The 23,747-nt window shown below is 39.4% G+C and carries 23 protein-coding genes; 5 read left to right on the top strand and 18 right to left on the bottom strand.

The window, feature by feature from the left end; all coding sequences use genetic code 11:
* Positions 1-9 precede the first annotated feature (9 nt).
* The 12 genes from NY014_RS03780 to NY014_RS03835 form a co-directional block, all read right to left on the bottom strand.
* Complete coding sequence (locus tag NY014_RS03780; protein ID WP_259413198.1) at positions 10-675, bottom strand: beta/alpha barrel domain-containing protein; 666 nt, start codon at positions 673-675, stop codon at positions 10-12.
* Between the two features lies 1 nt (position 676).
* Positions 677-1,669 (bottom strand): sugar kinase, encoded by a 993-nt coding sequence (locus NY014_RS03785; RefSeq protein ID WP_259413199.1) that lies wholly within the window; start codon positions 1,667-1,669, stop codon positions 677-679.
* A 132-nt stretch (positions 1,670-1,801) separates the two neighbouring features.
* Positions 1,802-2,521: a hypothetical protein gene (locus tag NY014_RS03790; protein ID WP_259413200.1), complete on the bottom strand. Its 720-nt coding sequence runs from the start codon at positions 2,519-2,521 to the stop codon at positions 1,802-1,804.
* A gap of 42 nt (positions 2,522-2,563) precedes the next feature.
* Positions 2,564-2,848 (bottom strand): DUF1330 domain-containing protein, encoded by a 285-nt coding sequence (locus NY014_RS03795; RefSeq protein WP_259413201.1) that lies wholly within the window; start codon positions 2,846-2,848, stop codon positions 2,564-2,566.
* Between the two features lie 14 nt (positions 2,849-2,862).
* Entirely contained in the window at positions 2,863-4,257 is a 1,395-nt protein-coding gene (locus tag NY014_RS03800; protein WP_259413202.1) for a TolC family protein, read from the bottom strand.
* Positions 4,254-5,609, bottom strand: coding sequence for an HlyD family secretion protein (locus NY014_RS03805; RefSeq protein WP_259413203.1), 1,356 nt, complete (start codon positions 5,607-5,609; stop codon positions 4,254-4,256). The genes NY014_RS03800 and NY014_RS03805 overlap by 4 nt, the downstream gene beginning before the upstream one ends.
* Before the next feature lies 1 nt (position 5,610).
* The gene (locus NY014_RS03810) at positions 5,611-7,314 is read right to left on the bottom strand and encodes a peptidase domain-containing ABC transporter (protein WP_259413204.1); all 1,704 of its coding nucleotides are present in this window, start codon (positions 7,312-7,314) and stop codon (positions 5,611-5,613) included.
* Positions 7,304-7,984 (bottom strand): TetR/AcrR family transcriptional regulator, encoded by a 681-nt coding sequence (locus NY014_RS03815; protein WP_259413205.1) that lies wholly within the window; start codon positions 7,982-7,984, stop codon positions 7,304-7,306. The genes NY014_RS03810 and NY014_RS03815 overlap by 11 nt, the downstream gene beginning before the upstream one ends.
* 95 nt (positions 7,985-8,079) lie before the next feature.
* Positions 8,080-8,472: a DoxX family protein gene (locus tag NY014_RS03820; protein WP_259413206.1), complete on the bottom strand. Its 393-nt coding sequence runs from the start codon at positions 8,470-8,472 to the stop codon at positions 8,080-8,082.
* 135 nt (positions 8,473-8,607) lie between these two features.
* Positions 8,608-8,979, bottom strand: coding sequence for a DUF983 domain-containing protein (locus NY014_RS03825; protein ID WP_259413207.1), 372 nt, complete (start codon positions 8,977-8,979; stop codon positions 8,608-8,610).
* 88 nt (positions 8,980-9,067) lie between these two features.
* A complete protein-coding gene (locus NY014_RS03830) occupies positions 9,068-9,271 on the bottom strand; it encodes a hypothetical protein (protein ID WP_259413209.1) in 204 nt (67 codons plus the stop codon).
* Complete coding sequence (locus tag NY014_RS03835; protein ID WP_259413211.1) at positions 9,271-9,837, bottom strand: DUF4920 domain-containing protein; 567 nt, start codon at positions 9,835-9,837, stop codon at positions 9,271-9,273. Before NY014_RS03835 ends, NY014_RS03830 begins: the two co-directional genes overlap by 1 nt.
* A 216-nt stretch (positions 9,838-10,053) precedes the next feature.
* Here NY014_RS03835 and serA point away from each other — a divergent pair, with 216 nt between their 5' ends.
* On the top strand, positions 10,054-11,946 hold the full coding sequence (gene serA, locus NY014_RS03840; RefSeq protein ID WP_259413212.1) for a phosphoglycerate dehydrogenase: 1,893 nt from the start codon (positions 10,054-10,056) through the stop codon (positions 11,944-11,946).
* Positions 11,947-11,997: 51 nt separating this feature from the next.
* On the opposite strand, the gene NY014_RS03845 is transcribed toward serA, so the two are convergent.
* Together NY014_RS03845 and NY014_RS03850 are read right to left on the bottom strand one after the other, a co-directional pair.
* Positions 11,998-12,444, bottom strand: a complete 447-nt coding sequence (locus NY014_RS03845; protein ID WP_259413213.1) for a DinB family protein — start codon at positions 12,442-12,444, stop codon at positions 11,998-12,000.
* 41 nt (positions 12,445-12,485) lie between these two features.
* A complete protein-coding gene (locus tag NY014_RS03850; protein WP_259413214.1) occupies positions 12,486-13,817 on the bottom strand; it encodes a DEAD/DEAH box helicase in 1,332 nt (443 codons plus the stop codon).
* A 233-nt stretch (positions 13,818-14,050) separates the two neighbouring features.
* Between NY014_RS03850 and NY014_RS03855 the strand changes: the two genes are divergently transcribed.
* The 3 genes from NY014_RS03855 to NY014_RS03865 are packed head-to-tail and all read left to right on the top strand — an operon-like array spanning position 14,051 to position 18,434.
* Positions 14,051-15,049 (top strand): carboxypeptidase-like regulatory domain-containing protein, encoded by a 999-nt coding sequence (locus tag NY014_RS03855; RefSeq protein ID WP_259413215.1) that lies wholly within the window; start codon positions 14,051-14,053, stop codon positions 15,047-15,049.
* 10 nt (positions 15,050-15,059) lie between these two features.
* Positions 15,060-16,934 carry a gamma-glutamyltransferase family protein gene (locus NY014_RS03860; protein WP_259413216.1) on the top strand — a complete coding sequence of 625 codons (1,875 nt, stop codon included), beginning with the start codon at positions 15,060-15,062 and terminating at the stop codon, positions 16,932-16,934.
* 39 nt (positions 16,935-16,973) lie between these two features.
* Entirely contained in the window at positions 16,974-18,434 is a 1,461-nt protein-coding gene (locus NY014_RS03865; protein WP_259413217.1) for an amidohydrolase, read from the top strand.
* 146 nt (positions 18,435-18,580) lie between these two features.
* On the opposite strand, the gene NY014_RS03870 is transcribed toward NY014_RS03865, so the two are convergent.
* The 4 genes from NY014_RS03870 to NY014_RS03885 form a co-directional block, all read right to left on the bottom strand.
* Entirely contained in the window at positions 18,581-20,248 is a 1,668-nt protein-coding gene (locus NY014_RS03870) for a DUF6909 family protein (protein WP_259413218.1), read from the bottom strand.
* A gap of 74 nt (positions 20,249-20,322) precedes the next feature.
* Positions 20,323-20,904, bottom strand: coding sequence for a peptide-methionine (S)-S-oxide reductase MsrA (msrA, locus tag NY014_RS03875; RefSeq protein WP_259413219.1), 582 nt, complete (start codon positions 20,902-20,904; stop codon positions 20,323-20,325).
* 29 nt (positions 20,905-20,933) lie between these two features.
* Positions 20,934-21,179 carry a DUF3253 domain-containing protein gene (locus NY014_RS03880; RefSeq protein ID WP_259413220.1) on the bottom strand — a complete coding sequence of 82 codons (246 nt, stop codon included), beginning with the start codon at positions 21,177-21,179 and terminating at the stop codon, positions 20,934-20,936.
* Between the two features lie 30 nt (positions 21,180-21,209).
* Complete coding sequence (locus tag NY014_RS03885) at positions 21,210-21,755, bottom strand: class I SAM-dependent methyltransferase (RefSeq protein WP_259413221.1); 546 nt, start codon at positions 21,753-21,755, stop codon at positions 21,210-21,212.
* Positions 21,756-22,053: 298 nt separating this feature from the next.
* Here NY014_RS03885 and NY014_RS03890 point away from each other — a divergent pair, with 298 nt between their 5' ends.
* Positions 22,054-23,730: an amidohydrolase family protein gene (locus NY014_RS03890; protein ID WP_259413222.1), complete on the top strand. Its 1,677-nt coding sequence runs from the start codon at positions 22,054-22,056 to the stop codon at positions 23,728-23,730.
* The last annotated feature ends 17 nt before the right edge of the window (positions 23,731-23,747 follow it).

The following is a 23,747-nucleotide window of genomic DNA, read 5'->3' on the forward strand; positions in this document are numbered from 1 at the left end:
AATTGGGATTTAAATCTCTTTGAAACTTTCTGCCAAAGCTAGAGCAGCTTGAATTCGATTCTTTAGCTCAGTCCATTGTTTATTTTTGATCAGGTTCTTATCAAAAAGTTGTGAACCCATTCCAACCAATAATACACCCGCATCAAACCAAGGCTTCATAGATTCTGCTGTAGGTTCCACTCCCCCAGTTGGAATAATTTCAATAGTAGGCAACACGGCATGGATTGAACTCACAAAAGTTGGTGTTAGGACATTAGCAGGATAGACTTTAACCAATTCAGCTCCCAATTCCTGCGCTTCCCAAACTTCGGTAACCGTTCCACATCCCGGAACCCAAGGAATATCATTTGCCATGCACCATTTCCCCAAGACTGGATTCATAACCGGAGCTACAATAAATTCAGCTCTTTGATCAACAAACTCTTCTGCTTGCCAGGGATGATAGATGGTTCCAACACCAAGAGACAAGCCGGGCATTTGATCTGCCAACTTTCTCAATTCCGGGAATATTCTGGTGGCCTCTTTTCCACGGTTGACCATTTCAATCACGCGAATCCCGGCCTCATAAGAAACTTCAATCAAACGAAGGCTGGTTTCCAAATCCGGATTATAAAAAATGGGCATCATACAAGCGGATCCCATTTTCTGGATAAATTCACTCTCAGGGTTTCTCATTTTATCGTTTTATGGCACCACTATTTCCTCTCAAAACTTCTTCTATTTCCTCTATAGAAGCTATTAAAACATCACCGGGAATGCTGTGTTTGTATACGCTACAAGCCAATGCAAAATCCAAGCTTTGCTTTGGGCTTTTATTCATCAAAAGGCCATAAATCAAACCTCCAGCAAAAGCATCTCCTGTTCCAACTCGGTCTATAATAGGCTGAACACTAATAGTTTCAGTACTCAGTTCTTGATCTTTAGTGTAAAGATGAGCTGCTAAATCATTGTGTGAGGCTGAATTTATTTGTCGTTCAGTTCGCACGATCGTTTGAAGATTTGGAAATGTATCGAAAGCAAAAGATTTGACCTCATTAATAGATTTAAAGTCTCTATTCAAACACTGATTAAAATCTCTAGTACCTGCTATCATCACTTGAGTAAGCTTCATTAAATCAGGCATAATTTCATGAGCTTGCTTCCCATAATTCCAAAGATTGGAGCGATAGTTTAAATCACCTGAAACAGGAATATTCAAAGCATTAGCTGCTTCCAAAATTCGAAATACTAAGTCTGCTGCCTCCTGAGAGATAGCTGGGCTTATTCCTGACCAATGAACCCAATCGGTATTTTTCAGAACTTCTTTCCAGTCAATTCCTTGTCCATCAAATCTGGAAAAACTACTTGCTGCCCTGTCATAGATAATCTTCGATCCTCGGGAAGCAGCTCCATGCTCTAAAAAATATACACCCATCCTACCCTCAGTGAAATGAATTAGCGAGTCATTTATTCCATTTTTCCTAAGGTGGGCTGCAGCAGCATGTCCTAGATCATTTTTTGGAAAGGAAGTAACATGTCGCACATGAATCCCCCAATTAGCCAAGGCTGCCCCCACATTTGCTTCGGAACCTCCAAATTCCAAATCCAAGGAAGTGGCTTGAGCAAATCGCTGATGATTAGGTGGAGAAAGGCGGAGCATCACTTCACCAAGTGTAAGAACTGATTTCATATCGTTTGACAGGAAAATGGAAATTACAGTTTCCCGAATCCAATTCCAATGCAGGCATATAAAAAATGGAAAGCTTAGGCAATAAAAAAAGCAGCACTAAGGCTGCTTTTTTATTGAATTAAGGGTGATGAACTACTCTTTAAGTGTAATTTCCGCAGAAACTGTAGATTGTCCTTGACCATTATTTGGGTTATACCAACCAGTCACTTGTCCAGTTCCTGTTACTCCTTTATATTTTTTTGTTCCTCCTACAATAATAACCTCTGCCTGAAACTCAATTCTTTCATTTGAAACAGGAGTAGCAAAATTTGTTTTTGATTCCATGAACAGAGCATGTTCTCCGCCATTTACAACTACTGTAGATATATTATCAGTTAAGTCTTCAAGGTCTATACCAAGCTCAACTAATTCTTCGAAAAAAAACATGGTTACAGGAGCTCCTTCTGAAGTAATAGGCCCTGTAACAACCTGATTAATAAATGAATATGACTTCCCAAGTCTTGAAGCTTTTCCAACCCCTTCACCTGGAAGAAATACTCCATCATTTGTTGGAGTTGGAATTATTTGATTTTGAAAAGTGTCAACATATTGAAAAGTCCAGCCTTTCCGAAGATTCTCTTCACCGGTTTGTCCGATGTCCTCTAGTGCTATTTCTACCTGATCATCTTGAATTACAGGGCTTTCAGCATCAGTCATACAAGAAGTAGCAATCAGGGATCCAGTTAAAAGAATCAAAAGATTCTTTCCTAAGAAGTAATTCTTTTTCATTTTAATTTTTTTTAGGTCGATTGAACATTTTAAGGTGTTAGAATTTACTTTAAAGAATACTGGAATCGAAATTTTGTATTTCATATTCCAATTTTTGAAGTATACACCAATAAAAATGCCAAATTTCTAACCTTCAATTAAAATAAATTTTGCAGAGGACCCGGAACTGCGGATTTCCTTTGCTTTTTGATACTCCTTAGAATAGTACCAATTCCTTGCACTTTCTTTATCTGGAAACTCCAACATAACCAATCGATTATGATCCCATTCCCCTTCTAACACTTCTACTGGACTACCTCTTAAAACAAATTTCCCGCCGTGAGCTTTCACGGTATCAGGGGTTAATTTCTTGTACTCATCGTACTTTTCATTATCGAAAATATCGACCTGAACAATTACATATGCTGGCATCTTATTCCTATTTATTATTCAAAACCAATTCCGGAAGCATAGCGAACTTTAGCAAAAGCAATCTTTCGCTTGGCTTCCAATCCATTTAAAGTAATTCGGGCATCAAAAACAGAAACTTCCCGGGCATTGACCAAGAAAAGACTGCTTTCACCCATTTCAAATTTCCTCATTTCTGCGGAAAGTAAACGCTCCAAGTTATTGACATTTTCCCTTACTGTCTGCACTTGCATGTTGTATGTATTCCAGGAATTGATTTCTGCTTCCAATTTATTCCGAAGTTCCAATTCCTTCAAGTCCCGTGAATTCTGCTTAAAGTCAATCTTGGCTTTTGCTAAACCAACCGATCCCCTAGCCTTTCTCCATAGAATCGGGGTATAGACAGAAACGCCAAACTTATAATTGTTCTCGAAAAAAGGAGCCTGATCAAACCCGTCTAGTGATTCTACCAGGAAATTGTATTTCAGTTTAACCACCGGGAGTAAAGACTGACTCTTTAACCTTCTTTCCACATCTAAACTTTCCAACTCAAAATCAGCCATTCGAAGTTGTGGATGATTTACTACTAGCGTCCGCAATTCTTCATTGTTGATGGCAAAATTATCCTGAGAACTCAAAGGCTGAGGAATTACTTGCTCTTGCAAAATCATCGGCTCCTCTTCCTCGTTCCAAAGAAATGCACTCAACATTTGTGTCTGAACGAAATACTGGTTTTGCAATCCTTGCAGACGGTATTGTCTACTAAGTAATTGCGTGTAGGCTTCTACCGTATCGATAGCTGCCACATCGCCCTGCTCAAAACTTCGCTTTACAGCATCATAACGTATCCTTGTCAAGCGAACAGCCTCTTCGAAAGCTTTCATATTAGAATAGCTCTCAGACCATTTCCAATAAGTTTCAGCTCCTTTTAAATAGAGTTCATTCAAAAGAGTCAAGCGCTCAGCTTCTGTTGATTGCTGATAAATTTTAGCTTGTCGAAGTGCAGCTCGACGCTCATCTAAAATCAATCCTTGACCTATATTCACTGAAGCTCCTGCAGAGAACAGACCTCCTGAAGGAACGATATTTTCTGGGTCAAGAAACTGTCCTGTATTTTGTTCGAAAGTCCCCAGGAGCTCGATCCCCGCCATAGTAGGAATCGTCACTCCTGCCTCTCTCCGATCATAATAATCTGTGGATTTGTAAGTCTTTTGGTCCAAATTGCCATAAATCAATGGGTCAAAACCTCCTCTTGCAGTACGAACTTCCATCGCACCCATTTCCAGGGTAATGTCCGCTTGTCTTGAAACAGGATGAAAGACCCTTACCCAATCAAGAAAATCCTGAAAGCGAAGGGTATCCTGAACAAGTTCTTGCCCAAAAGCCCAGTGAAAGGAAAAAAACAGAAGAACTAAAAGAATATACTTTCTCATTTTTTCTCTTTCTCTATAGCGTCTTTTTGTTCTTGAGTGTAATAATCTGCCGGGAATCCATTTAACTGACGCCAGATTTCATACCATACAGGAACATCATTGAGTAAGGCAATTCCGTCGGCACCAGATCCAATACGAAGCATTTCAGGCCAAGGCTCTTCCTCAGGATCCTCAACAACCAATACACGGTATTGATTATTTGGTCCGGCAAATTGATCAATGGCGGTAACCACTCCCCCAAAGGTACCATTGGATATTTGTGGCCATCCTGAGAAAACAATCGCAGGCCAACCGTCGAAGATGAAGCGAACTTTATTTCCAACTTTGATCAAAGGCAAATCCACTGGCTGTACATACATTTCTACCGCCAAATCCGCATTAGCTGGAACGATATTCAAAATAGCATCCCCTTCTTTGATGGTTTCGCCAATACCTACTTGAATGGATTTGGCTAGATAACCATCCTGAGGAGCCAAAATATGCCGGAAGCCTGTTCTTGCCTCATAATTTGAATACTGATTCTCCAACTTTGTTACGGTGGCTTCCGCATCAAATTGTGAAGACAAGGCTGTATATAACTCAGATTCAGCTTTGGCTAACTTATCTTTGAATTCATTGTCAATTGCATCCAAATCAATTTGTGCGGTAATCAACTCATTTTGACTGCTCAAATACTGGTTTTCAGCAGCAATTAGCTTGGCCTGGACATCCTGAAACTTCAATCGTCTAGATTCCAAATCAGTCAAGGATCGGATTCCTTCCTGATATAGTGTTTCCCATCTATCTAACTGCTGTTTACCAATTTCAAAATTGATCTTCGCCTGCTGAAACTTGATACTATCAGATTCCACCTTTAATTCTGACATTTGAAGTTTATTCTCAGCCTGCTGAAGTTTCAACACATTATTTCTTCGCAGAGCCTCGATCTGATTCCGCAAGGCAACAACCTTACCTTCGTAAGATTTTACAGACAAAGCTTTTGCCTCGACCTGCTGTTGGGTTCTTGGTAAGAGCAAGGAGTCGAAGTACTCATCCTTAATTTCAGAAACGGTCAGAATGGTATCTCCTTTTTGTACGAAAGCACCTTCATTGACATACCACTTTTCAATCCGACCAGCAATAACCGAATGAATGGTCTGTGGACGCTGATCAGGTCTTAGGGCTGTCACATAGCCTTTACTTCGAATATTCTGAGTCCAAGGCACAAATAGAATGATAAAGAAAACCATCATAATGGAAAGCAGGATCCTTACCCGCTTTTGGCTTTCCCGCAAGGGCAAAGTCATCACCAGACTTTTTGCTCCACTGAAAGGAATGGACTCTTTGATTTTGATCCTAGATATATTCAGCATCTTATAATTCCTTTTTCAATTTAACATAACCTGCATAATCGCCCTGATAAATCAGTTTGCCATCATCCAATAGAATAACTTCATCCATTTTGGCTATGGCATTTTCATCCTGAGTTACTAAAAGCAAGGTCCAATCTCCATTGATTAGATATTCTGTTACCTTTTCTTTCACATCCGCAAACAAATGATCTAAGGCATTCTCCATAACCATAGCTTTTGGATGTCCTAATAATGCACGGCATAAAAGGATACTTTGAATTATTCGTTTAGAAAACCCTTTTCCCTCTGGCTGAACCTCTGTATCCAGATCATGTGGCATTTGATAAACCTGATCTTTCAGACCAGTTAACTCAAGGATCTCCTCCAGTTGAGCTTGACCATATTCCCTACCAACAGTAATATTTTCTAAAATGGACCCATGGAATACCTGCTGCATTTCCAGAAAATCACCAACCATGGATCGGTATTTTTCTTTCTGAATCATATCAAGGGAAAGGTCATTGATTGTCACTTTGCCTTGATATTCTTCATACAAGCCAGAAAAAAGCATCAGCATGGCACTTTTTCCTGAACCGCTTCGACCTGTTACAGCCACCTTTTTACCAGGCTCAATCTTCATACTGACGTCTTTCAGAATGGGTGAAAGATTATCCTTTGGCTGGAAGGTTACATTTTCCATCCCAAACTTTAATCCGGTAGAAGTAACAGAAATAACTTTTTCATTTCCTTCGGCATCCTCCAATTCCAAATCCATCACATGACCAAGTTTCTCTGTAGCAACAAGCGTATCATAAACTGTTTCCAAAGAAAGAATCAGCTTTTCAACTGAATTGACTACCAAAATAATGATCACCTCGGCCGCTACAAACTGCCCGATACTGATCTGCTCTTCCATCAAAAGCAAACTTCCTGCAATCAGCAAACTGGCCACGATTAAAACCTTGAAGGCAATCATGATTTTGTATTGGAAAATCAAGACACCAAAGTGTTTGGAGCGGAAGTCCACATAATGCTGCAATAACTTATCCGCACGAAGAATAGGCAGCCTTGTATTTCCTACCAGCTTGAAGGAATTCATCGTACGAGCTATTTCTTCCAACCAATAAGCAGTCTTGTACTTATAAGTGGATTCTTTCAATGCTGTTTCCATTCCTCTCGGTCCAGAGAAATAGAAAATCAAGCCCAGAATACTGATTAAGACTAAACCAAAGATGATAAAGGTGAAATGGTAAATGGAAAGCAAAAGCAAACCAAATATCACTTGCAACAAGGCCGTGGAGAAGTCGATCAAAATCTTGGCAAGACCTTTCTGAAGATTGACCGTATCAAAAAACCGGTTCACGACTTCAGGTGCATGGCTGCCATGCATCAACTCCGGCTTTACTCTTGGGAGTCTATAGGCCAATGAAAGTCCAGCCTTTGCAAATACCCGCTGTTGCAGTTTTTCCATGATCTGCAATTGGGAAATCTGTAGGAATCCTCCAAATGCAACACCTGCTGCCACAATAACGACCAAAATCACCCATGAAGTAGAAATCCTACCACCCAAGATAAAATTCAAAATGGCCTGAATCCCTAAGGGTAAGGTCAAGGTGATTAGCCCGTTCAAGACGGCGTAGAAATAAATAGAATAAACCTGACTCTTTTCCTCTTTTAGCAGTCTGAAGAGGCGAGCCATTGGTGTAATACCAGAATTAGTTGTCATTTTGAATGGTTTTAATAACCAGTTGATAGAAAAACTTAAATCGTTCGGCAGAATTAATGGAGTTTTCTGTCATGCCGGGCAAATGCTGTGAGTTGAATGACTGTAATAAACTCGATTCCAAAACTGTATAAACCAGTGTTTTTGGATACTTATAGTTAGGATTCAACTCAGAAATAATTTCTGCTATTCTTGCCCCAAACTTGTACACTTGAGCAAAGACACCAGCTTCATGCTCATGATCCACCTCTTTCGTCAAAAATCCCTTTAATGACTCATTGATGACGATCTCTCGAAGCATAATAGGATTCAGGTATTCATTTTTTTGGAAAATTGGACCATCGGATAGTAATCGAATAGCCAATTCCAGTCTTTGGGCAGGATCCTCCTGATTTGCCGTACCAAAAACTAGATTATGCTCCATCCAACCCCAATACCAAGCTGTCAAATACAAGAGTAGTTTGTGTTTGTTCTCAAAATACCGATAAATAGCCGCTTCTGTGCTACCGATCTCTTGAGAAAGCTTTTTAAATGTAAAATTCTCCAGTCCCAACTCCTTGATTAATCGCGTGCCTTCCTGCACTATTGCGATTCCAAGGGTAGAACTGAAGGGTTCTTTTTGATAGAGGTTTGGGTTTACCTCTACCTTCATTTTGCTTAGAATTGCCTCCATTATTTTTCTGTAATATGAGGCTATAACGGGTAATACTTCGATTGGGTTTAGTAATATTCAACTTTTTGTTAGTAATATTTACAAAAATCAATCTATTACTTACTAAAGCCCCGATAATTCCAAGCCCAAAGCATTAAAAGTGGATGAATAATTACCAAACGGGCCCAGGCTACCCATTCTGGAGTACAAAGACTATCTGGTACACATGAACCTATTTGAATAAAATAAACATGACTGGGAATGAAAGCCAAAAGCATGAGAATAATTCCGTAAACAGCCCATTTTCGAGATTTATTAAAAATCAACCCAAAAGAAAATGAAATTTCAATGATCCCTGAAAGAGTATTTAAAATGTCTTGTTGAGGAAAATAATCGGGTATTAAAGGAAGGTAAAAATCTGGATTAAGAAAATGATTAATCCCTGCAAAAAGATAAAATATAGCTTGAATGTAAAGCCCCAAAGTGATTATTCTATCTTTTAATGCCATAAGGATTTCATTTTGAAATTAAATCTAGATAATCAGTAAACTCTCCGGGTTGAAAATGTTTCAATACCGAGAAATAAAAAGAGCTTGCCAAAATTGACAAGCTCTCTTTTTACATTTTAAATTACTTATTTAAGCTTAGTATCCTCGGTATTTCAATTTCCCAAGTCCATACAGATATAGAACTTTTGAATAACGCAACATCACGGGAACAAGAAGCAAATTGAGCGAAATAATGGTCGTCAGATACATCCAAAGCTCAGGTTTTTCGATCAGGATGTTGATTGCTACAAAAACCGTAATGAATAATGCCACTGAAAAAGCATAGCTGATATACATAGCTCCATCATAAAAGCTGGGTTCCGGTTGAAAACTAGCTCCACAAACAGAACAGGTCTTATTTACAGCGGTCAATTTTCTGAAACTCACTATAGAAACCGGAAAGATATTTCCCTCTCTACATTTTGGGCATTTCGCCCCCAACATCGCTTGTCCTAATCCTTTTGCCATTTTTCTCTGAAAATATCTGCAAAGCTAGAATTGCTGCTACTTTTTTCTGTGACTTGAAGCACTATTGAAAGGTAAAAGGGAAAATAAATCATCGGATTTCTTCCAACTCATAATCCTTCCCTTTTCCCCATCGCAAAAGTTCTTCCATGGTATAATATTCTAAGGTTTCTAAGTCCTTAACCTTGAAATTATCACCACTTAATCGGGCCATGATTTCCAAATAGCGAACCTCACCCTGATTGACGAAGAGGTACTTTCGGCCAACCCGTAAATTATCTAGTGCTATGGGCATTAGGCTTTGTCAAGAATCACAACCCCAGTTGCTTCAAAAGTAATTTCCTTTTTAGGGGAAACAATCGCATCAATCTCTTCTTGGCTTTTTCCTTGGTCTTTGGCGTAGTGACGTAGCGTTTCAACATCTGTCTCTGTAAAAACTGCTACCCCTTCCAAAACAATTGGAAAGCCTTGAGAATTAGTAGGCACAAAAAATCCATAGTCTTTAAAAGTAACTCGGATACTTTCACCATCAGGCAATTCCATGGTCAGCCAGCATCCTTTTGAGGTACAAACGTCCTGAATTTCTCCAGTGATTTTTCCTTCATAAGATCCAGAAGCCTCTACTTTTTCTACTAAATCAACTAAAGTAATTGCTTCAGCCCCACTAATTTCTGCTCCGTAATTTCCGGGTACAATCTCTGCTACTCCGATTACAGCTTCAGTTGAGCTTTCCTCATGATGCATACCTCCTTCATGGTGCATTTCTTCTTCATGAAGAGCCTCGGATGTTTCTGATTTTTGGCAGGAGTAAAATGTAATAGCGGATGCCGCTAATGCTAGGCCAAAATATTTTTTCAACATGTTCTTTTTATTTTATCCAAAAATAAAGGCAATTCCCGAAGTCCTAAAATATTTTAAGTGTGAATTGTCACCAATTGCTCTTTTGGATTCAATTAGTTTCAGCTCTAATTGCAATAATTATTGCTACCAAAATGATTTAAAACATTTATGACAATAAAACTTCTGAAATTTTGACAATCTCTTAATTTTACATCAGATTTTATAAAAACCCTGCACATGCCTCAAACCAAAAAATTTATCATTGATTTTGACAGTACTTTTACCCAAGTAGAAGCTCTTGATATCCTGGGAGAAATTTCCCTAGCCAATGACCCGGATTCTCCTCAAAAGCTACAGGCAATCAAGGACATTACCGATCAAGGCATGGAAGGTTCCCTTACCTTTCGGGAAAGCCTTGAAAAACGATTGGAAATTCTAAGAGCCGATAGAAATCAGATTTTCGGACTTATTGATGAATTAAAGCGAAAAGTTTCCAAATCATTTGAACGAAACCGGGAATTCCTTCAGGAAAACGCGGACGATATATTTATCATCTCTAATGGTTTCAAGGATTTCATCATCCCTATTGTTGCAGATTATGGAATCAAGGAACACAATGTTTTTGCCAATGAATTCGTCTATGATGAGGAAGGCAAAATCATTGATTTTAATCGCGAAAATCCACTTTCAAAGAATAATGGTAAAGCCCATACAATCAAGAATTTAAATCTTGAAGGTGATATCTATGTAATTGGTGATGGATATACCGATTATGAAATAAAAGCATCTGGATTGGCGAATAAGTTTTATGCATTTACCGAAAATGTGCACCGACCCAAAGTCACATCCAAAGCAGACCATATTGCACCTAGTTTTGACGAAATCCTTTATATCAACAAGTTGAATACGAAATTTTCATACCCAAAAAGCAGAATCAAAGTTCTCCTTCTCGAAAACATCCATCCTATTGCGGTAGATCTGTTGACTGAAGAAGGCTATCAGGTAGAAATCGCAAGCACAGCGCTTAGTGAGGATGAACTTTGTGAAAAAATCAAAAATGTGTCGATTCTGGGTATTCGTTCCAAAACGAACGTAACCAAGAAAGTTCTTGAGAATGCTAATCGGCTTTTGGCTATTGGTGCTTTCTGCATCGGAACAAATCAGATTGATCTTGAAACTTGCCAAGAGAAGGGAATTGTCGTGTTCAATGCACCATTTAGCAATACGAGATCGGTTGTGGAAATGGCCATTGCTGAAATCATTTTCCTTATGCGGAATTTCTACAACAAATCTGTAGCCATGCATGAGGGCAAATGGGACAAATCTGCAAATGGTTCTTTCGAAGTTCGAGGCAAAAAGCTAGGCATCATTGGTTACGGAAATATCGGGGCACAACTTTCCGTCCTGGCGGAAAATATGGGCTTGAATGTCTTTTATTATGACATAGTGGAAAAACTTGCCTTGGGTAATGCAACCAAACTTGAATCCCTAGAAGAATTACTTCAAACCTGCGATATTATTTCACTCCACGTAGATGGTAGAAAAGAGAACAAATGCCTGATTGACGCCAAGAAAATCAAAATGATGAAGAAGGGCGCCATTTTGGTCAATTTAAGTCGCGGACATGTAGTTGATATTGCTGCACTTAAAGAAGCCATACTTAGTGGTCATTTGGCAGGATGTGCTGTGGATGTATTTCCAGAAGAGCCAAAAAACAATTCAGAGCCATTTGTTTCTGAATTAATAGGCTTGCCAAATACCATTTTGACTCCACATATTGGAGGAAGCACCCTAGAAGCTCAACAGAATATTGCGCGTTTCGTTCCGGGCAAGATTATGGAGTACATTAATACCGGAAATACCTTTAATTCTGTCAACTTCCCGAATCTTCAATTGCCGTTCCTTCAGGACGCTCACCGCTTGATTCATATTCACCATAATGAACCAGGGGTATTGGCCAAGATCAATAAAATTTTGGCGGATTATGAAATCAATATCGTGGGACAATACTTGAAAACGAATGAAAAAATCGGATATGTGATTACTGATATAGACAAAGCATACACGGAAGAAGCAATTCGAGCATTGAAAGCAATTCCGGGTACTATTCGATTCAGGATTTTATATTGATCCCTATTTAAGAAATGAAAAAACCACTTCGATCGAAGTGGTTTTTCTTTTTTACGATTTATCCAATAATCGTCGGCAATAATTAATCTGCCCAAGGTGATAATTGAAATGCCCATATAGATGCAAAAGGAAATATCCATAGGTCATGGGCTTCCCAAATTTTTCGATCGGGTAAATTTCATTAAGTAAGCCTTCATCTAATTGATTTAAACTTGCAGGAAGCTGCTTTTTCAATAATTGAATCTCATTCAATATTTCTTCCAATGGTACGTTTTTAGCCGCAAATTCTCGCTCCCGATCTCGTTTATAATCAAATCCACCCATCTCATGACAAATAAATGTTCGGAGATTTCCAATTAGATGAATTGCCAAATTTCCTGCACTATTACTTATTTTTCCTTCTACCTTCCAAAGGTTCTCTTGAGATTTAAATGAGTTCAATTCATTTTCCAAACGCTCCAAATCTCTAGAAAAAAGTATTTCAAATGATTCTACCATATACATTGCTTAAAATTTAACTTCAAAAAATCCTCTCAATTTTAATCAACCACATTTTTTCGATTTCCAAACCTACTTCCTGATTGTTTTGGTGAAGATTCAGGTTGTGGCTTTTTTGCTTCACTTTTCTCTTTATGATGAGAGGCCTTGGGATGAGACTTTCTCTTGAATTTTGAATTGGAATTCTTTTTCTGTTTAAATGACTTTTTGTTCTTTTTTGAAAAATCACCTCTTGCATACTCAGGGCCTTTTTCAAATCCTTCTGGAAGCGACATTTGATTTACTTCCATTCCAATCAGTTCTTCAATACGCCGAAACTTGTATTGGTCTTTTGGATTAACGAATGTAATTGCCTCCCCTTCCATATCAGCCCGAGCTGTACGCCCCACTCGATGTACATAATCCTCAGGATCATTAGGAGTATCATAGTTTATTACTAACTCAATCCCTACCACATCAATTCCACGGGAAATGATATCTGTACCCACCAGAATTTTTATGGATTTATTCTTGAAGTTGGACATGATTTTTTCACGCTCAACTTGCTCCAAATCGGAATGAAAAGCTTCCACTTCAAAACCCTTTCGAAGTATTTTGTAAATGGATTTCACTTTTTCCTTGGTGGATGCAAAAATGATAACCGCCTCGTAATCCTTTTGAGAAAGAATATGCTTGACCAGTGCTTCCTTTTGCTCATCATAAACTGAATAAAAGGATTGGGTAACACCCGCAGCAGTCTTTCCTATCGCAATGGTAATTTCTTCAGGATCTCGGAGCAGTTTCAGACTAAATTGTCTGATTTTGGGAGGCATAGTCGCTGAAAACAAAATGGTCTGTCTGTCTTTGGGCAAATAATTGACAATCTTTAAAATATCATCTGAAAAGCCCATATCAAGCATTCGGTCAGCTTCATCCAAAATCAAATGCTCTAAGCTGCTCAAATCCATCTTTCCTCCAGCCAACAAAGCAATCAATCGACCTGGAGTGGCAACCACGATTTCTGCGCCTAATTCCAAGGCTTTCTTTTGCTGCTCCCAAACAATACCATCTCCGCCTCCATAAATTGGGATGGAACTAATACCCAAGAAATAAGCAAATCCTTGAATCTGCTGATCAATTTGAATGGCTAATTCCCGAGTTGGAGCCAAAATCAAGGTGTTTAAAGTAGTCTTTCCTGACTTGGAAATCTTATTCAAAACGGGAAGGATAAAAGCAGCTGTTTTGCCTGTTCCGGTTTGGGCACAGGCAATCAAATCTCTTTGCTGTATGATTACAGGAATAGCCTTTTCTTGTATTGGGGTAGGCTGTTCAAAACCCATGGCATCCAAGCCTTCTTGCAAGCTTGGTTCAAAATTAAATTCAGAGAAATCCAATTGGAGGGTAATTATGTGATAAAAAACGAATGTAACTTAATCAAATATAGGGTGAATTAACGGGGAAAGCCAATTTATAAAATTCATTGGAGCCGTTGGAAAATCTCGCATTGAATTAACGTCCCCTTTTGCCTATCTTCCCATACTTTAAATAAGCAGATTAAATGTCAAAAAGAGTTACCAGTTTTATTTATTGCCTGAGCTTAATCCTCTCATTTTTTTCTTTTCCAAGCTTGGCACAAAACTTCAGTCTTTCAGGAAGGATAGTTGATTCAGAATCCGGAGAGTTTGTTGATGGAGTTAGCGTTACCCTCAGAGGAACTGCCTACGGAACAACAAGTGTTGCAGGTGGCTATTTTGAGTTTAAAAATATCCCAGAAGACCGATATGTACTTTCACTTACTTTGGAAGGTTACAACCGACTGGAAAAGGTGATTCGGCTGAAAAATGATACCGATTTGGGAGATATTCCATTGGTAAAATTTGGTGCTTCAGGAAGTGGACAGGCACTTCAAAAGACGATTAGATCCGACAATATTGTCCGCTTACTAAATGAGCGACCCAATTTCATTGGAGGTAATATGGTATATGGAATTGCTCCAGAACCAAAAAAATTGGAGGGAAACAATTACCTGGATTCAAAATGGAATCGGGCTTCCATTCTACTCTATCGCGACCAGCAAATTTTGGAGGGTTTTCGGGCGAGGTACAATATCGTTTCGAATATGTTTGAATTGATGGAACCTGAAAACAACCTAGTATCAGTAATGCCAGGATTACGAATTCAAAATATCGTCTGGATTGACTCCACCCATCAGGTTCCTCGGTATTTTGTAAATGGAATGGACTTTTTAGATGAAGGCGTTCCGATATCGGGATTCTTTGAAGTATTGGTTGATGGGGAACTACCCCTTATGCGTAGAACCGAAGCCATTCTAAAAGAATCCAATTACAATCAAGCTTTGATGGTTGGCGAAAGAAATGATCAAATTGTCAAACGAAACACCTACTATTATCTGAAAGGAAAAAACGTAATTGTTATACCTAGAAAACGTAAAAAGTTCTTCGAACTATTCGGAGATAAAGCAGCTGAAATGGAAGCTTTTGCAAATGAAAATAGCTTCTCTGTCAAAGACCCAAGTGCTATTTTCCAATTATTCACTCACTACAATTCTCTTTTCCCGGGTTTCAAGCCTTTGATGGATCAACTTCTAGATGGAATCGACAATTAATTCACCCAATATGAAAAACATAAAACTACTTCTCGTCTTACTGGCTTTTCCACTATTGACTTTTGGTCAAAGCTTACCAGGATTAGCACCAGGTCAAAATTCAACACAAAAACCTGTACTCCACGGAAAAAATTGGATGGCGATAACAGGTAAACCATTAGCTGCGACAGCAGGCGCTTCCATCTTTCAAAAAGGTGGAAATGCCATTGATGCTGCATGTGCTATGCTAGCTGCAACTGCAACTATGTGGGATGTGCTCTCGTGGGGAGGTGAAACACAAGCTTTGATTTATCATCCGGAGCTCAAGAAAGTTATTGCCATTAACGCCCTAGGCTATGCCCCGACAGGAGCCACTGTAGATTTTTATAAATCACAGGGAATGGAATACCCTCCAGCCTATGGGCCTTTAGCAGCTACAACTCCAGGAACACCCGGAGGGCTGATGACCATGCTTGCTGAATATGGAACCATGAGCTTGGAAGAGGTATTGGCTCCTGCAATGCAATTGGCAAAAGGCTACCCAATCGAAGCTCAGACAGCCAATTCTATCGAAAACGGCAAAGAGCGAATCAAGCAATGGCCATACTCCAAAAAGGTTTTCCTAACTCATTTGGGAGAAGAAAGGGAAGCTCCGGAACCTGGAGAAATTTTCGTTCAAGAGGACCTTTACCAAACACTCAAAAAATTGGTTGACACCGAGAAGGAAGCCTTAGCAAATGGAAAATCACGAAAAGAAGCAATTTATGCTGCCTACGATCGCTTTTACAAGGGTGATATCGCAAAGGAAATTGTTCGAGGTACCCGGGAACAAGGAGGTTTGTTTACCGAAAGCGATTTAGCCAATTGGGCGGTTAAGATTGAAGAGCCCTTGATGGTGAATTATAAAGGAATCGATGTTTACAAGCTTCAAGAATGGACTCAAGGCCCTGCCCTACTTCAATCCTTGAATATCTTGGAAAATTTTGATCTTAAAAATATGGGATACAACAGTGCTGAATATTTGCACACTGTTTATCAAGCCATGAACTTAGCTTTCGCAGATCGGGACTTTTATTATTCGGATCCAGCTTTTGAGCCAAAAAGCCCTATCGAGGGATTACTTTCCAAAGAATATGCAAAACAAAGAGCTCAATTAATCAAAGATAAAAACGACCCTAATATGGGTCCTGGTGACCCTTATCCTTTTCAGGGTGGTACTAATCCGTTCAAGAATCAATTAGAAAATCAAGGTGAATCAATTGCAGAATACACACATACAGAGCCACTTCAAGGACCAAGTGATCCGTATTTTGATGAGTTCTTTAGCGGAACCACTTCGATCCAAGCTGTTGATAAAGACGGATGGGTTGTTTCAGTTACTCCAAGTGGTGGCTGGGTTCCGGCAGTCATCGCAGGAAATACGGGAGTTGGATTAAGTCAGCGAATGCAAAGCTTTGTTTTGGATGAAAAATTGAACCCCTACAATCTTCCTGAACCTGGAAAAAGACCCCGAGTTACCTTGACTCCGAGTCTTGCTTTAAAAGACGGAAAGCCATTTTTATCATTTGCAGTTCAAGGCGGTGATTCTCAGGATCAAAATCTATTACAGTTCTTCCTAAATGTGGTCGAATTTGATATGAATGTTCAGGAGGCTGTAGAAGCAGCAAATATGAATTCACTTCAAATGCAGAGTTCTTTCGGAGCACATGAAATCAAGCCGGGACATATGATCTTGCGAGAAGATACCCCAAATTGGATTCGAGCCGAATTAGTCAAAAAAGGCTACAAAATGGAGTTTTGGCCTCGTACCTCAGGGCCAATTAACGCCATTTGGTTTGATTGGAAACATGGAAGTTTCTGGGGAGGAAGCTCCAATTATGGAGAAGATTATGGCATTGGCTGGTAAATCAATAAATACAATTCAACAAATTAAAATCACCCTCCTATGAATAAATTTAATTATCGAATCAGTTTGCTAATCACCTTAATGGGTATTTCCATCTCGGTTTCGGCACAGAAAAAACAAAAACCAAATCCCCTGAAGGAAGCAGTAATTGCTTCCGTTGATAGCAGGTTTGAAGAATTAACTGATGTTTCAGATCGAATATGGTCATTTGAAGAAATCGCATTTCAAGAAACACAGTCTGCAGCTGCCCTGTCCGATTATGCCGAATCTCTTGGATTTAAGGTTACTCGTGGGGTAGCTGAAATCCCAACTGCTTTTGTCGCAGAATACGGATCAGGAAAACCAATTATTGGAATCTTAGGAGAATTTGATGCCTTACCGGGACTTTCTCAAAATACTGTACCATATAAAAGTCCTTTACATGAAGGAGCTCCAGGACATGGTTGTGGTCACAACTTGTTTGGAACAGCTTCATTGGGGGCTGCAGCTGCGATCAAAGACTTGATTGAAAAAGGTGAAATTCAGGGAACTGTTCGGTTTTATGGAACACCTGCCGAAGAAAAATTCTTTGGAAAGCTTTGGATGGTTCGCGAAGGATTATTTGATGATGTGGATGTGGTGATGGATTGGCATCCGGCAGCAGAAACAAAAACTGCCGTACAGAAAGGCCTAGCATTGGTGGATTTTCAGGTTGAATTCTATGGGCAAGCAGCCCATGCTTCAGCTGATCCTTGGAATGGTCGTAGTACCGGGGATGCGTTGGAATTATATACAACAGGCATTAACTACTATCGAGAGCACATCAAACCAACTGTTCGGATCCATTATCATATTCAGGATGCAGGAAAGGTAGTAAATGTCGTTCCTGATTATTCTAGAATTTGGGTTCGGGTAAGAGATAGTAGCCGAGAAGGATTGATTCCTGTTTGGAAACGTGTGGAAGCCATGGCGGAAGGTGCCGCTATCATGGCTAACGTTGATTATAAAGTAAGTTTGATTTCAGGTGTACATGAAGTTTTGGTAAATCGTACCGGATCAGCTGCTTTACAAAAAAATCTAGAATCCTTGGGCCCTATTACATACACTGAAGAGGAACAAGAGTTTGCAAAGAAAATTCAAGAAGCGACTGGCAAACCTCAAATAGGCTTGGTATCCAAGATTGAACCAATGGAAGAAACTGCTGAACACAGCATGGGAGGAAGTACCGATGTTGGTGATGTCAGCTGGGTTGTGCCTACTATTCGATTATCAGCTACCACTGCTCCAAACGGAACTCCTTGGCATTCTTGGGCTGTAGTTGCATCCAGTGGAATGTCCATTGGACATAAGGGTATGGCTTATGCAGCCAAAGCTTTATCCATGACCATGGTAGACCTTTTCCAAAATCCAGAATTGGTTGAAAATGTGAAGGCCGAATTCAAAGAAAAAAAGGGAGATTATGTGTACAAAGGCTTTGTTCCAGATGGTCCTCCCCCAATCAACTCTAATCTTCAGGATTAAATAAAGAGTCTTCTAAAATTCATGTCACATTGAGCGAAGTCGAAATGTCTTTAAATTTTGAATGACATCGACTCCGCTCAGTATGACATTTAACTCTTTTAGAGAAGTAGCTAAATTTTTAAAAGTGATTTGAGAAAGCCAAAGGATTATTTCATCAACTTTTCAAGAATCTTATAAGTGATTAGGTAGGTAGGCCGAACCCCTTCCATTCCCAATGCTCCAGAAGCCAAAGTACTACCCGTTTCTAAAGGGTTGTCAGAAGCATAGTAGGCATAAAGTACTTTAACATTGGAGCGAATACTTTTTCTGATTTTAGAAGCAGATTGAATGGCTTTTTGATAATGCGCACCTTCCATTTCCAGTCCGATTGCATTCCAAGAAGATTCCATAAAATATTTGAGGATGTCCTTGTTTTGAAGTGATGTTCCCAAAACAGTAACCATACTTCCTGCATAAACACCAAGCCCGAAACCTTCAAAATCAGATTTTTTTAATTCATTATGGAATGGGTAATTATCCGCAGTCCCTTCAAAAACATGAGCATCAGGAATCATCAAGTCGCCTTTTCCACCATACAAAATCCCCGCTTTCCCCATAATTGAGACGGAAATAATATTAAGGGGAATTTCTTTTTTATCCTTTTTATAAGGCTTCAAAAGCTCATCCATGCACTCATAAGCCTGCTCACCGAATGCATAATCCATCACCAAGAAAACAGGGCGATTTTCTTTTTCTGACGGCAAGTTTACACCCGGTATCAGAAAATCTTTTTCCAATTTGGCGGTATCAATAATTTGGGCCCCAATGTTGGTTCCTGAATCATCAGGGATATCCACAAATCCATGCTTTGAAGCATAATCGTGAATCTTTTTGGCTGGATTCCCTTTTTCACCTACAGCTATCGAAGAAGCTACCTTTTCTATGTCTTCAAAGGATTTCAGGTTTTGAACTTGAGGTGCATAAATCGTATTCAAAACCGAATGGAGATTTGCAGAAATAATATGAATTGGACGTTCCAGAAGTTTCAAATCATCTAACTTTTGCTTGATTTTCTTCGCCCATCTTTCTCCATATACGTGATGTCCAATCCGCTCCCTTAGCGTTGCAGAAAAAGAAATTTCACGGTCTTTATCATCTCGGATTTCCTCCATGGCAAGTTTTCCGAGATTGTAAACGATCGAATATAAACTGTTTGAGTTGCTACTCTTTTCGAATTTATCAACGGCCCGAACCGTTTCTTCATAGGTACGACCAATCAGATGACTGAGATAGGCAGATGCAGCCTCTTTATCAAATTTCTTCCCGGCTTGCTCCTTTTCAACAATTTCCTCCAGCATTCGCCAGTTGATGGAAATATTTCCTTTAGGATCTGTACTGTTATTATAGATTTTATTGCTTTCGATATATAGGAAAGTCAGGTGAGTCAGAATATCGTAGATATCGGACCTTCCACGAGTCATTTCCACATACATCACATGCTCATCCAGTCGATAGCAGTTTCTCCTTCTTTTTGGTGGCACAATGGCCTCCAAATGAGATGTTTCATAACCTTCTCTACTAATCAAACGAACGTAGCGACATTGTTCAATACCTTTTGGAAGTCGCTCCATCACATAAAGAAGACCATCTAATTCTACTTTTTCTGGGTCGTTGACGGTGCCATAAATTTCAGGACTTAATATCCGCAAAGCATTAACCAAGCTTTCGCCCGACACACCCATCGGCTTGTAGGTACCTCTGGTAAAGAGGTGACGCATGGTGATATAAAGCCTTTCAATAGCTGCTCGGGATTCTTGTGCTCTATTTCGCTGCATATAGGTGTTTTTAGGATAAGGAAACCTCAAGTTAGAGGCCTAGAAAATTGGGAGGCGAAATTTTCGCTTTCAGGTTATTTTTGCAATAAATCAGAAAAATATTTTTCCAATTTATCCACTTTGGGTTTGATTACAAATTGACAATAAGGCTGAAATCCATTTTCATTATAGTAATTGTGATGCATGGACTCAGCTGGATAAAAATTACTGAAAGGAGTAATCTCTGTTACGATAGGTTTATTAAAAACCTGCTGATTATTCATTTCATCCTTAAGCCGCTGAGCAATTTCTCCCTGTTCGGCACGATGAAAAAATATGGATGAACGGTATTGAGGACCAACGTCTGCCCCTTGTCGATTTAAAGTTGTTGGGTCATGAGTAGCCCAAAAAACCTTCAAAATCTCCTCTAATTTAATTTTCTCAGGCTGAAAGAAAACCTGTACTACCTCTGCATGTCCGGTTGTTCCAGTACAAACCGCCTTATAGGAAGGGTTTTCAACAAATCCTCCCGCATAGCCTGAAGTTACTTTTTCCACACCTTCCAGTCTTTGGAAAACAGCTTCAGTACACCAAAAGCAACCTGCTCCCAAAGTAATAACAGATTGTCCCAAAGGGATTTCAACAGATGTTTGCGGAAGAGATGGGTTTTCTTGCATAGTTTTTCAATTTAGGTCTTCAAACCAAATTATTTGCCTTTTGGTTTCGATATTCGAATGGGACCTTTCGGATCCAGATTGGGATCAATTGGTTCATCTTTCTGTGTAACCAAAATTTCTCCATTTTTATACATCTCCATTGCCTTCGACCGAATCTCCGGAAGGAAATGTCTCCAAGATTCCGGATAAAGGCGCCTAACAACTTCAGAAGGACAAAACGTACTAGTTGGCCTTTGTCGGCAAAACTCCAAAATCGCTACTCGAAGTATATCCATTAGATAAAAATCCCTTTTCCAGTTTGATTGTTATGGATGGCAAACCATCACGAAAGCCGGAGGAAGATTCTTTAATGTAAATGAAACCGAAACTCGATTAAAGTATTTTTGAAATAGATTTTTCAGAAGGTAGGAATAACAAATCTGAATAAAAGCTCCTCCTTCTTCCAAAGCAGAATTTGCTTGCTTCAAAATGGAGTCTACCACCTCTTTTGGGATCAAAGAAAAGGGTAAAGAAGAAAATATAAAATCAACCTTTCTTCCTTTGAGATAGGTATTCAACTCATCAGCTGAAGCATTAATAATATGTACATTATCTTGAGGAAACTGCTTTTCCATAGCTTCACAAAAAGAAGGATTGATTTCAAATACCAAGAGTTCTGTAGAAGAGTCCATTTCATCCACAATACCTTGGGTAATACTACCATCTCCGCCTCCCATTTCCACGATTAATTTTGCTCCTTTTAAATCGGCTTGGGAGACCATTTTTCTCACTAGTGCTTTGGAGCTAAAAGTCAAGGCTCCAGTTGTACTCAAATTGCTATAAAGTTCAAGAAGTAGGTTTGGCTTAGTCATTATTCTAAAATTCAACTCTTGAAGATAGTCCTTTATTCTTAAAACTAGTTTTTAAGCATTCAATCAAGAATAAACCTTTGGCAAAGTCTTAATTTGTCGGGATTGATCTCGGTTGAATAGTTCTAATAATTTAAAACAATATCCATTCAACATTTATAAAAAATTATGAAAGAATGCTTAGCCCCTAAAGGGCGATTTGCTGCCACTAATCACAAAAATCCGAGGAATAAATAATTCAATAAGGAAAGGCTCAAAGCTTTTATTAGCTTAGAAAATTAAATTAAAACCATCAATCCTTATGAGAAAAACACTTTGGAAGGCTAGCCTATTCGGGCTGTTTATGATGGGTTTTTTCAGTGGGGTATCTGTTCACGCACAAAGTGACCCTACCGGAAAAAAATCCATCACGAATACCTATGCCATTACCAATGCAATGGTACATAGTTCCCCCGGTGCGGAGGGCAAAAAGGCAAGTATTCTTATAAAAGACGGAGTCATTCTTGGAGTTGGCGAAAACTTAAGCATTCCAGCCGAGGCAAAAGTAATTGCAGGTGATTCTTTGCATGTCTATGCGGGTTTCATCGATGCTGCATCTCGAGCTGGTATCACTAGGCCAGAAGATCCTGAAAGACCAAAAGACTTTGTGTACTCCAGTCCACCGGATGAGATTGCCGGAATTACCCCTTGGAGATCTGCAGTTGATCAATTTGACATTGAATCATCTCAGGTAAATGATCTTCGAAAAGCTGGATTTACCATGGCGCATGTCCTTCCTGACGGAGGAATGATTCCTGGCAAAGGTGCTTTAGTTGTTTTGGGAGATAGCGAATCAACCAATGTCCTCAAAACTAATACTGCCCTTGCTGCTAACTTAAACGGTGCAAGAGGAATGTATCCTGGTACTACCGTTGGGGTTATGGCCAAATTCAGAGACGTTTATCAAAACACAAAATTGACGAAGGAGCGGATGGCTCTTTTTGCTTCCAATAATGGTGTTTCCCGTCCTGAAATCAATCCTACCTATACAGCGATGAGCGAAGTAGTAGACCGGGCAATTCCTGTATTCTTTGAAGTAGAAGATGACTTGGAAGTTCGTCGGGCGTTAAGTCTTCAAAAAGAGTTGGGATTCCAATTGGTACTTTTCGGCTTAGAAGAATATGAATCAGTAATCGATGTCTTGAAAGGAAGCGGTGCAGGCGTTTTACTCAAATTACAAATCCCTGATGACAAAGCGATTAAAAATCAAAAGGAGGATGTAAGTGATGCAGTGAAAGCTCAATACGAGCGAGTAAAAGAAGCTTATGACAAGACGATCGCTCAAGCTGGAAAATTAGCTGCTGCTGGAGTTCCATTTGCATTCTCTACCATTGGTGCAAAACCAAATGATGCCATGAAAGCCATGCAAACCATGATTGAGTCAGGTTTGACTGAAAAAGATGCCTTGGCAGCTTTGACAACAAATGCAGCAAATATCATTGGTGCAAGTAGAATTGCCGGAACTGTCGAAAATGGGAAGTTGGCAAACTTGGTATTATCTACAGGGCCAATTTTTGATGCTGAAAGTCAGATCAAGCATGTCATTGTAGATGGAAAAGTCTTTGACTATGAAATCAAAGCGAAGAAAAAGAATGGAAATGGTGATACTGCTTCAGTAGAAGTAGCTGGAAATTGGGAATACAAATCAGAAACTCCGGCAGGAAGTTCAGGTGGGACAATCACTATTCAGAAAAACGGAAATGGTTACGAAGGAACGATTACCTATGATGATCCTGCAGGTTCCGGTAAAGCGTCTTCCACTCTATCCGATATTGCCGTTTCTGGCTCTACTTTGAGCTTCGTATTTGAAGTTAATGCAGGTGGCATGTCCATCGCTGTGGATGTATCCGGAGATGTTTCTGGAAATACTATGGATGGCAGCATGAATATCTCACAGTTTGGATCTTTCCCAATTTCTGCAACCCGAAATCCAAACTAAAATTCAAAAAAGTATGA

The organism is Algoriphagus limi (genome assembly GCF_024919275.1).
Taxonomy (GTDB): domain Bacteria; phylum Bacteroidota; class Bacteroidia; order Cytophagales; family Cyclobacteriaceae; genus Algoriphagus; species Algoriphagus limi.

Excerpts from the sequence above, each read along its gene's own strand:
- NY014_RS03780 (WP_259413198.1), bottom strand. The coding sequence starts at position 675 with ATGAGAAACCCTGAGAGTGAATTTATCCAGAAAATGGGATCCGCTTGT.
- NY014_RS03785 (WP_259413199.1), bottom strand. The coding sequence starts at position 1,669 with ATGAAATCAGTTCTTACACTTGGTGAAGTGATGCTCCGCCTTTCTCCA.
- NY014_RS03790 (WP_259413200.1), bottom strand. The coding sequence starts at position 2,521 with ATGAAATACAAAATTTCGATTCCAGTATTCTTTAAAGTAAATTCTAAC.
- NY014_RS03795 (WP_259413201.1), bottom strand. The coding sequence starts at position 2,848 with ATGCCAGCATATGTAATTGTTCAGGTCGATATTTTCGATAATGAAAAG.
- NY014_RS03800 (WP_259413202.1), bottom strand. The coding sequence starts at position 4,257 with ATGAGAAAGTATATTCTTTTAGTTCTTCTGTTTTTTTCCTTTCACTGG.
- NY014_RS03805 (WP_259413203.1), bottom strand. The coding sequence starts at position 5,609 with ATGCTGAATATATCTAGGATCAAAATCAAAGAGTCCATTCCTTTCAGT.
- NY014_RS03810 (WP_259413204.1), bottom strand. The coding sequence starts at position 7,314 with ATGACAACTAATTCTGGTATTACACCAATGGCTCGCCTCTTCAGACTG.
- NY014_RS03815 (WP_259413205.1), bottom strand. The coding sequence starts at position 7,984 with ATGGAGGCAATTCTAAGCAAAATGAAGGTAGAGGTAAACCCAAACCTC.
- NY014_RS03820 (WP_259413206.1), bottom strand. The coding sequence starts at position 8,472 with ATGGCATTAAAAGATAGAATAATCACTTTGGGGCTTTACATTCAAGCT.
- NY014_RS03825 (WP_259413207.1), bottom strand. The coding sequence starts at position 8,979 with ATGGCAAAAGGATTAGGACAAGCGATGTTGGGGGCGAAATGCCCAAAA.
- NY014_RS03830 (WP_259413209.1), bottom strand. The coding sequence starts at position 9,271 with ATGCCCATAGCACTAGATAATTTACGGGTTGGCCGAAAGTACCTCTTC.
- NY014_RS03835 (WP_259413211.1), bottom strand. The coding sequence starts at position 9,837 with ATGTTGAAAAAATATTTTGGCCTAGCATTAGCGGCATCCGCTATTACA.
- serA (WP_259413212.1), top strand. The coding sequence starts at position 10,054 with ATGCCTCAAACCAAAAAATTTATCATTGATTTTGACAGTACTTTTACC.
- NY014_RS03845 (WP_259413213.1), bottom strand. The coding sequence starts at position 12,444 with ATGGTAGAATCATTTGAAATACTTTTTTCTAGAGATTTGGAGCGTTTG.
- NY014_RS03860 (WP_259413216.1), top strand. The coding sequence starts at position 15,060 with ATGAAAAACATAAAACTACTTCTCGTCTTACTGGCTTTTCCACTATTG.
- NY014_RS03865 (WP_259413217.1), top strand. The coding sequence starts at position 16,974 with ATGAATAAATTTAATTATCGAATCAGTTTGCTAATCACCTTAATGGGT.
- NY014_RS03870 (WP_259413218.1), bottom strand. The coding sequence starts at position 20,248 with ATGCAGCGAAATAGAGCACAAGAATCCCGAGCAGCTATTGAAAGGCTT.
- msrA (WP_259413219.1), bottom strand. The coding sequence starts at position 20,904 with ATGCAAGAAAACCCATCTCTTCCGCAAACATCTGTTGAAATCCCTTTG.
- NY014_RS03880 (WP_259413220.1), bottom strand. The coding sequence starts at position 21,179 with ATGGATATACTTCGAGTAGCGATTTTGGAGTTTTGCCGACAAAGGCCA.
- NY014_RS03885 (WP_259413221.1), bottom strand. The coding sequence starts at position 21,755 with ATGACTAAGCCAAACCTACTTCTTGAACTTTATAGCAATTTGAGTACA.
- NY014_RS03890 (WP_259413222.1), top strand. The coding sequence starts at position 22,054 with ATGAGAAAAACACTTTGGAAGGCTAGCCTATTCGGGCTGTTTATGATG.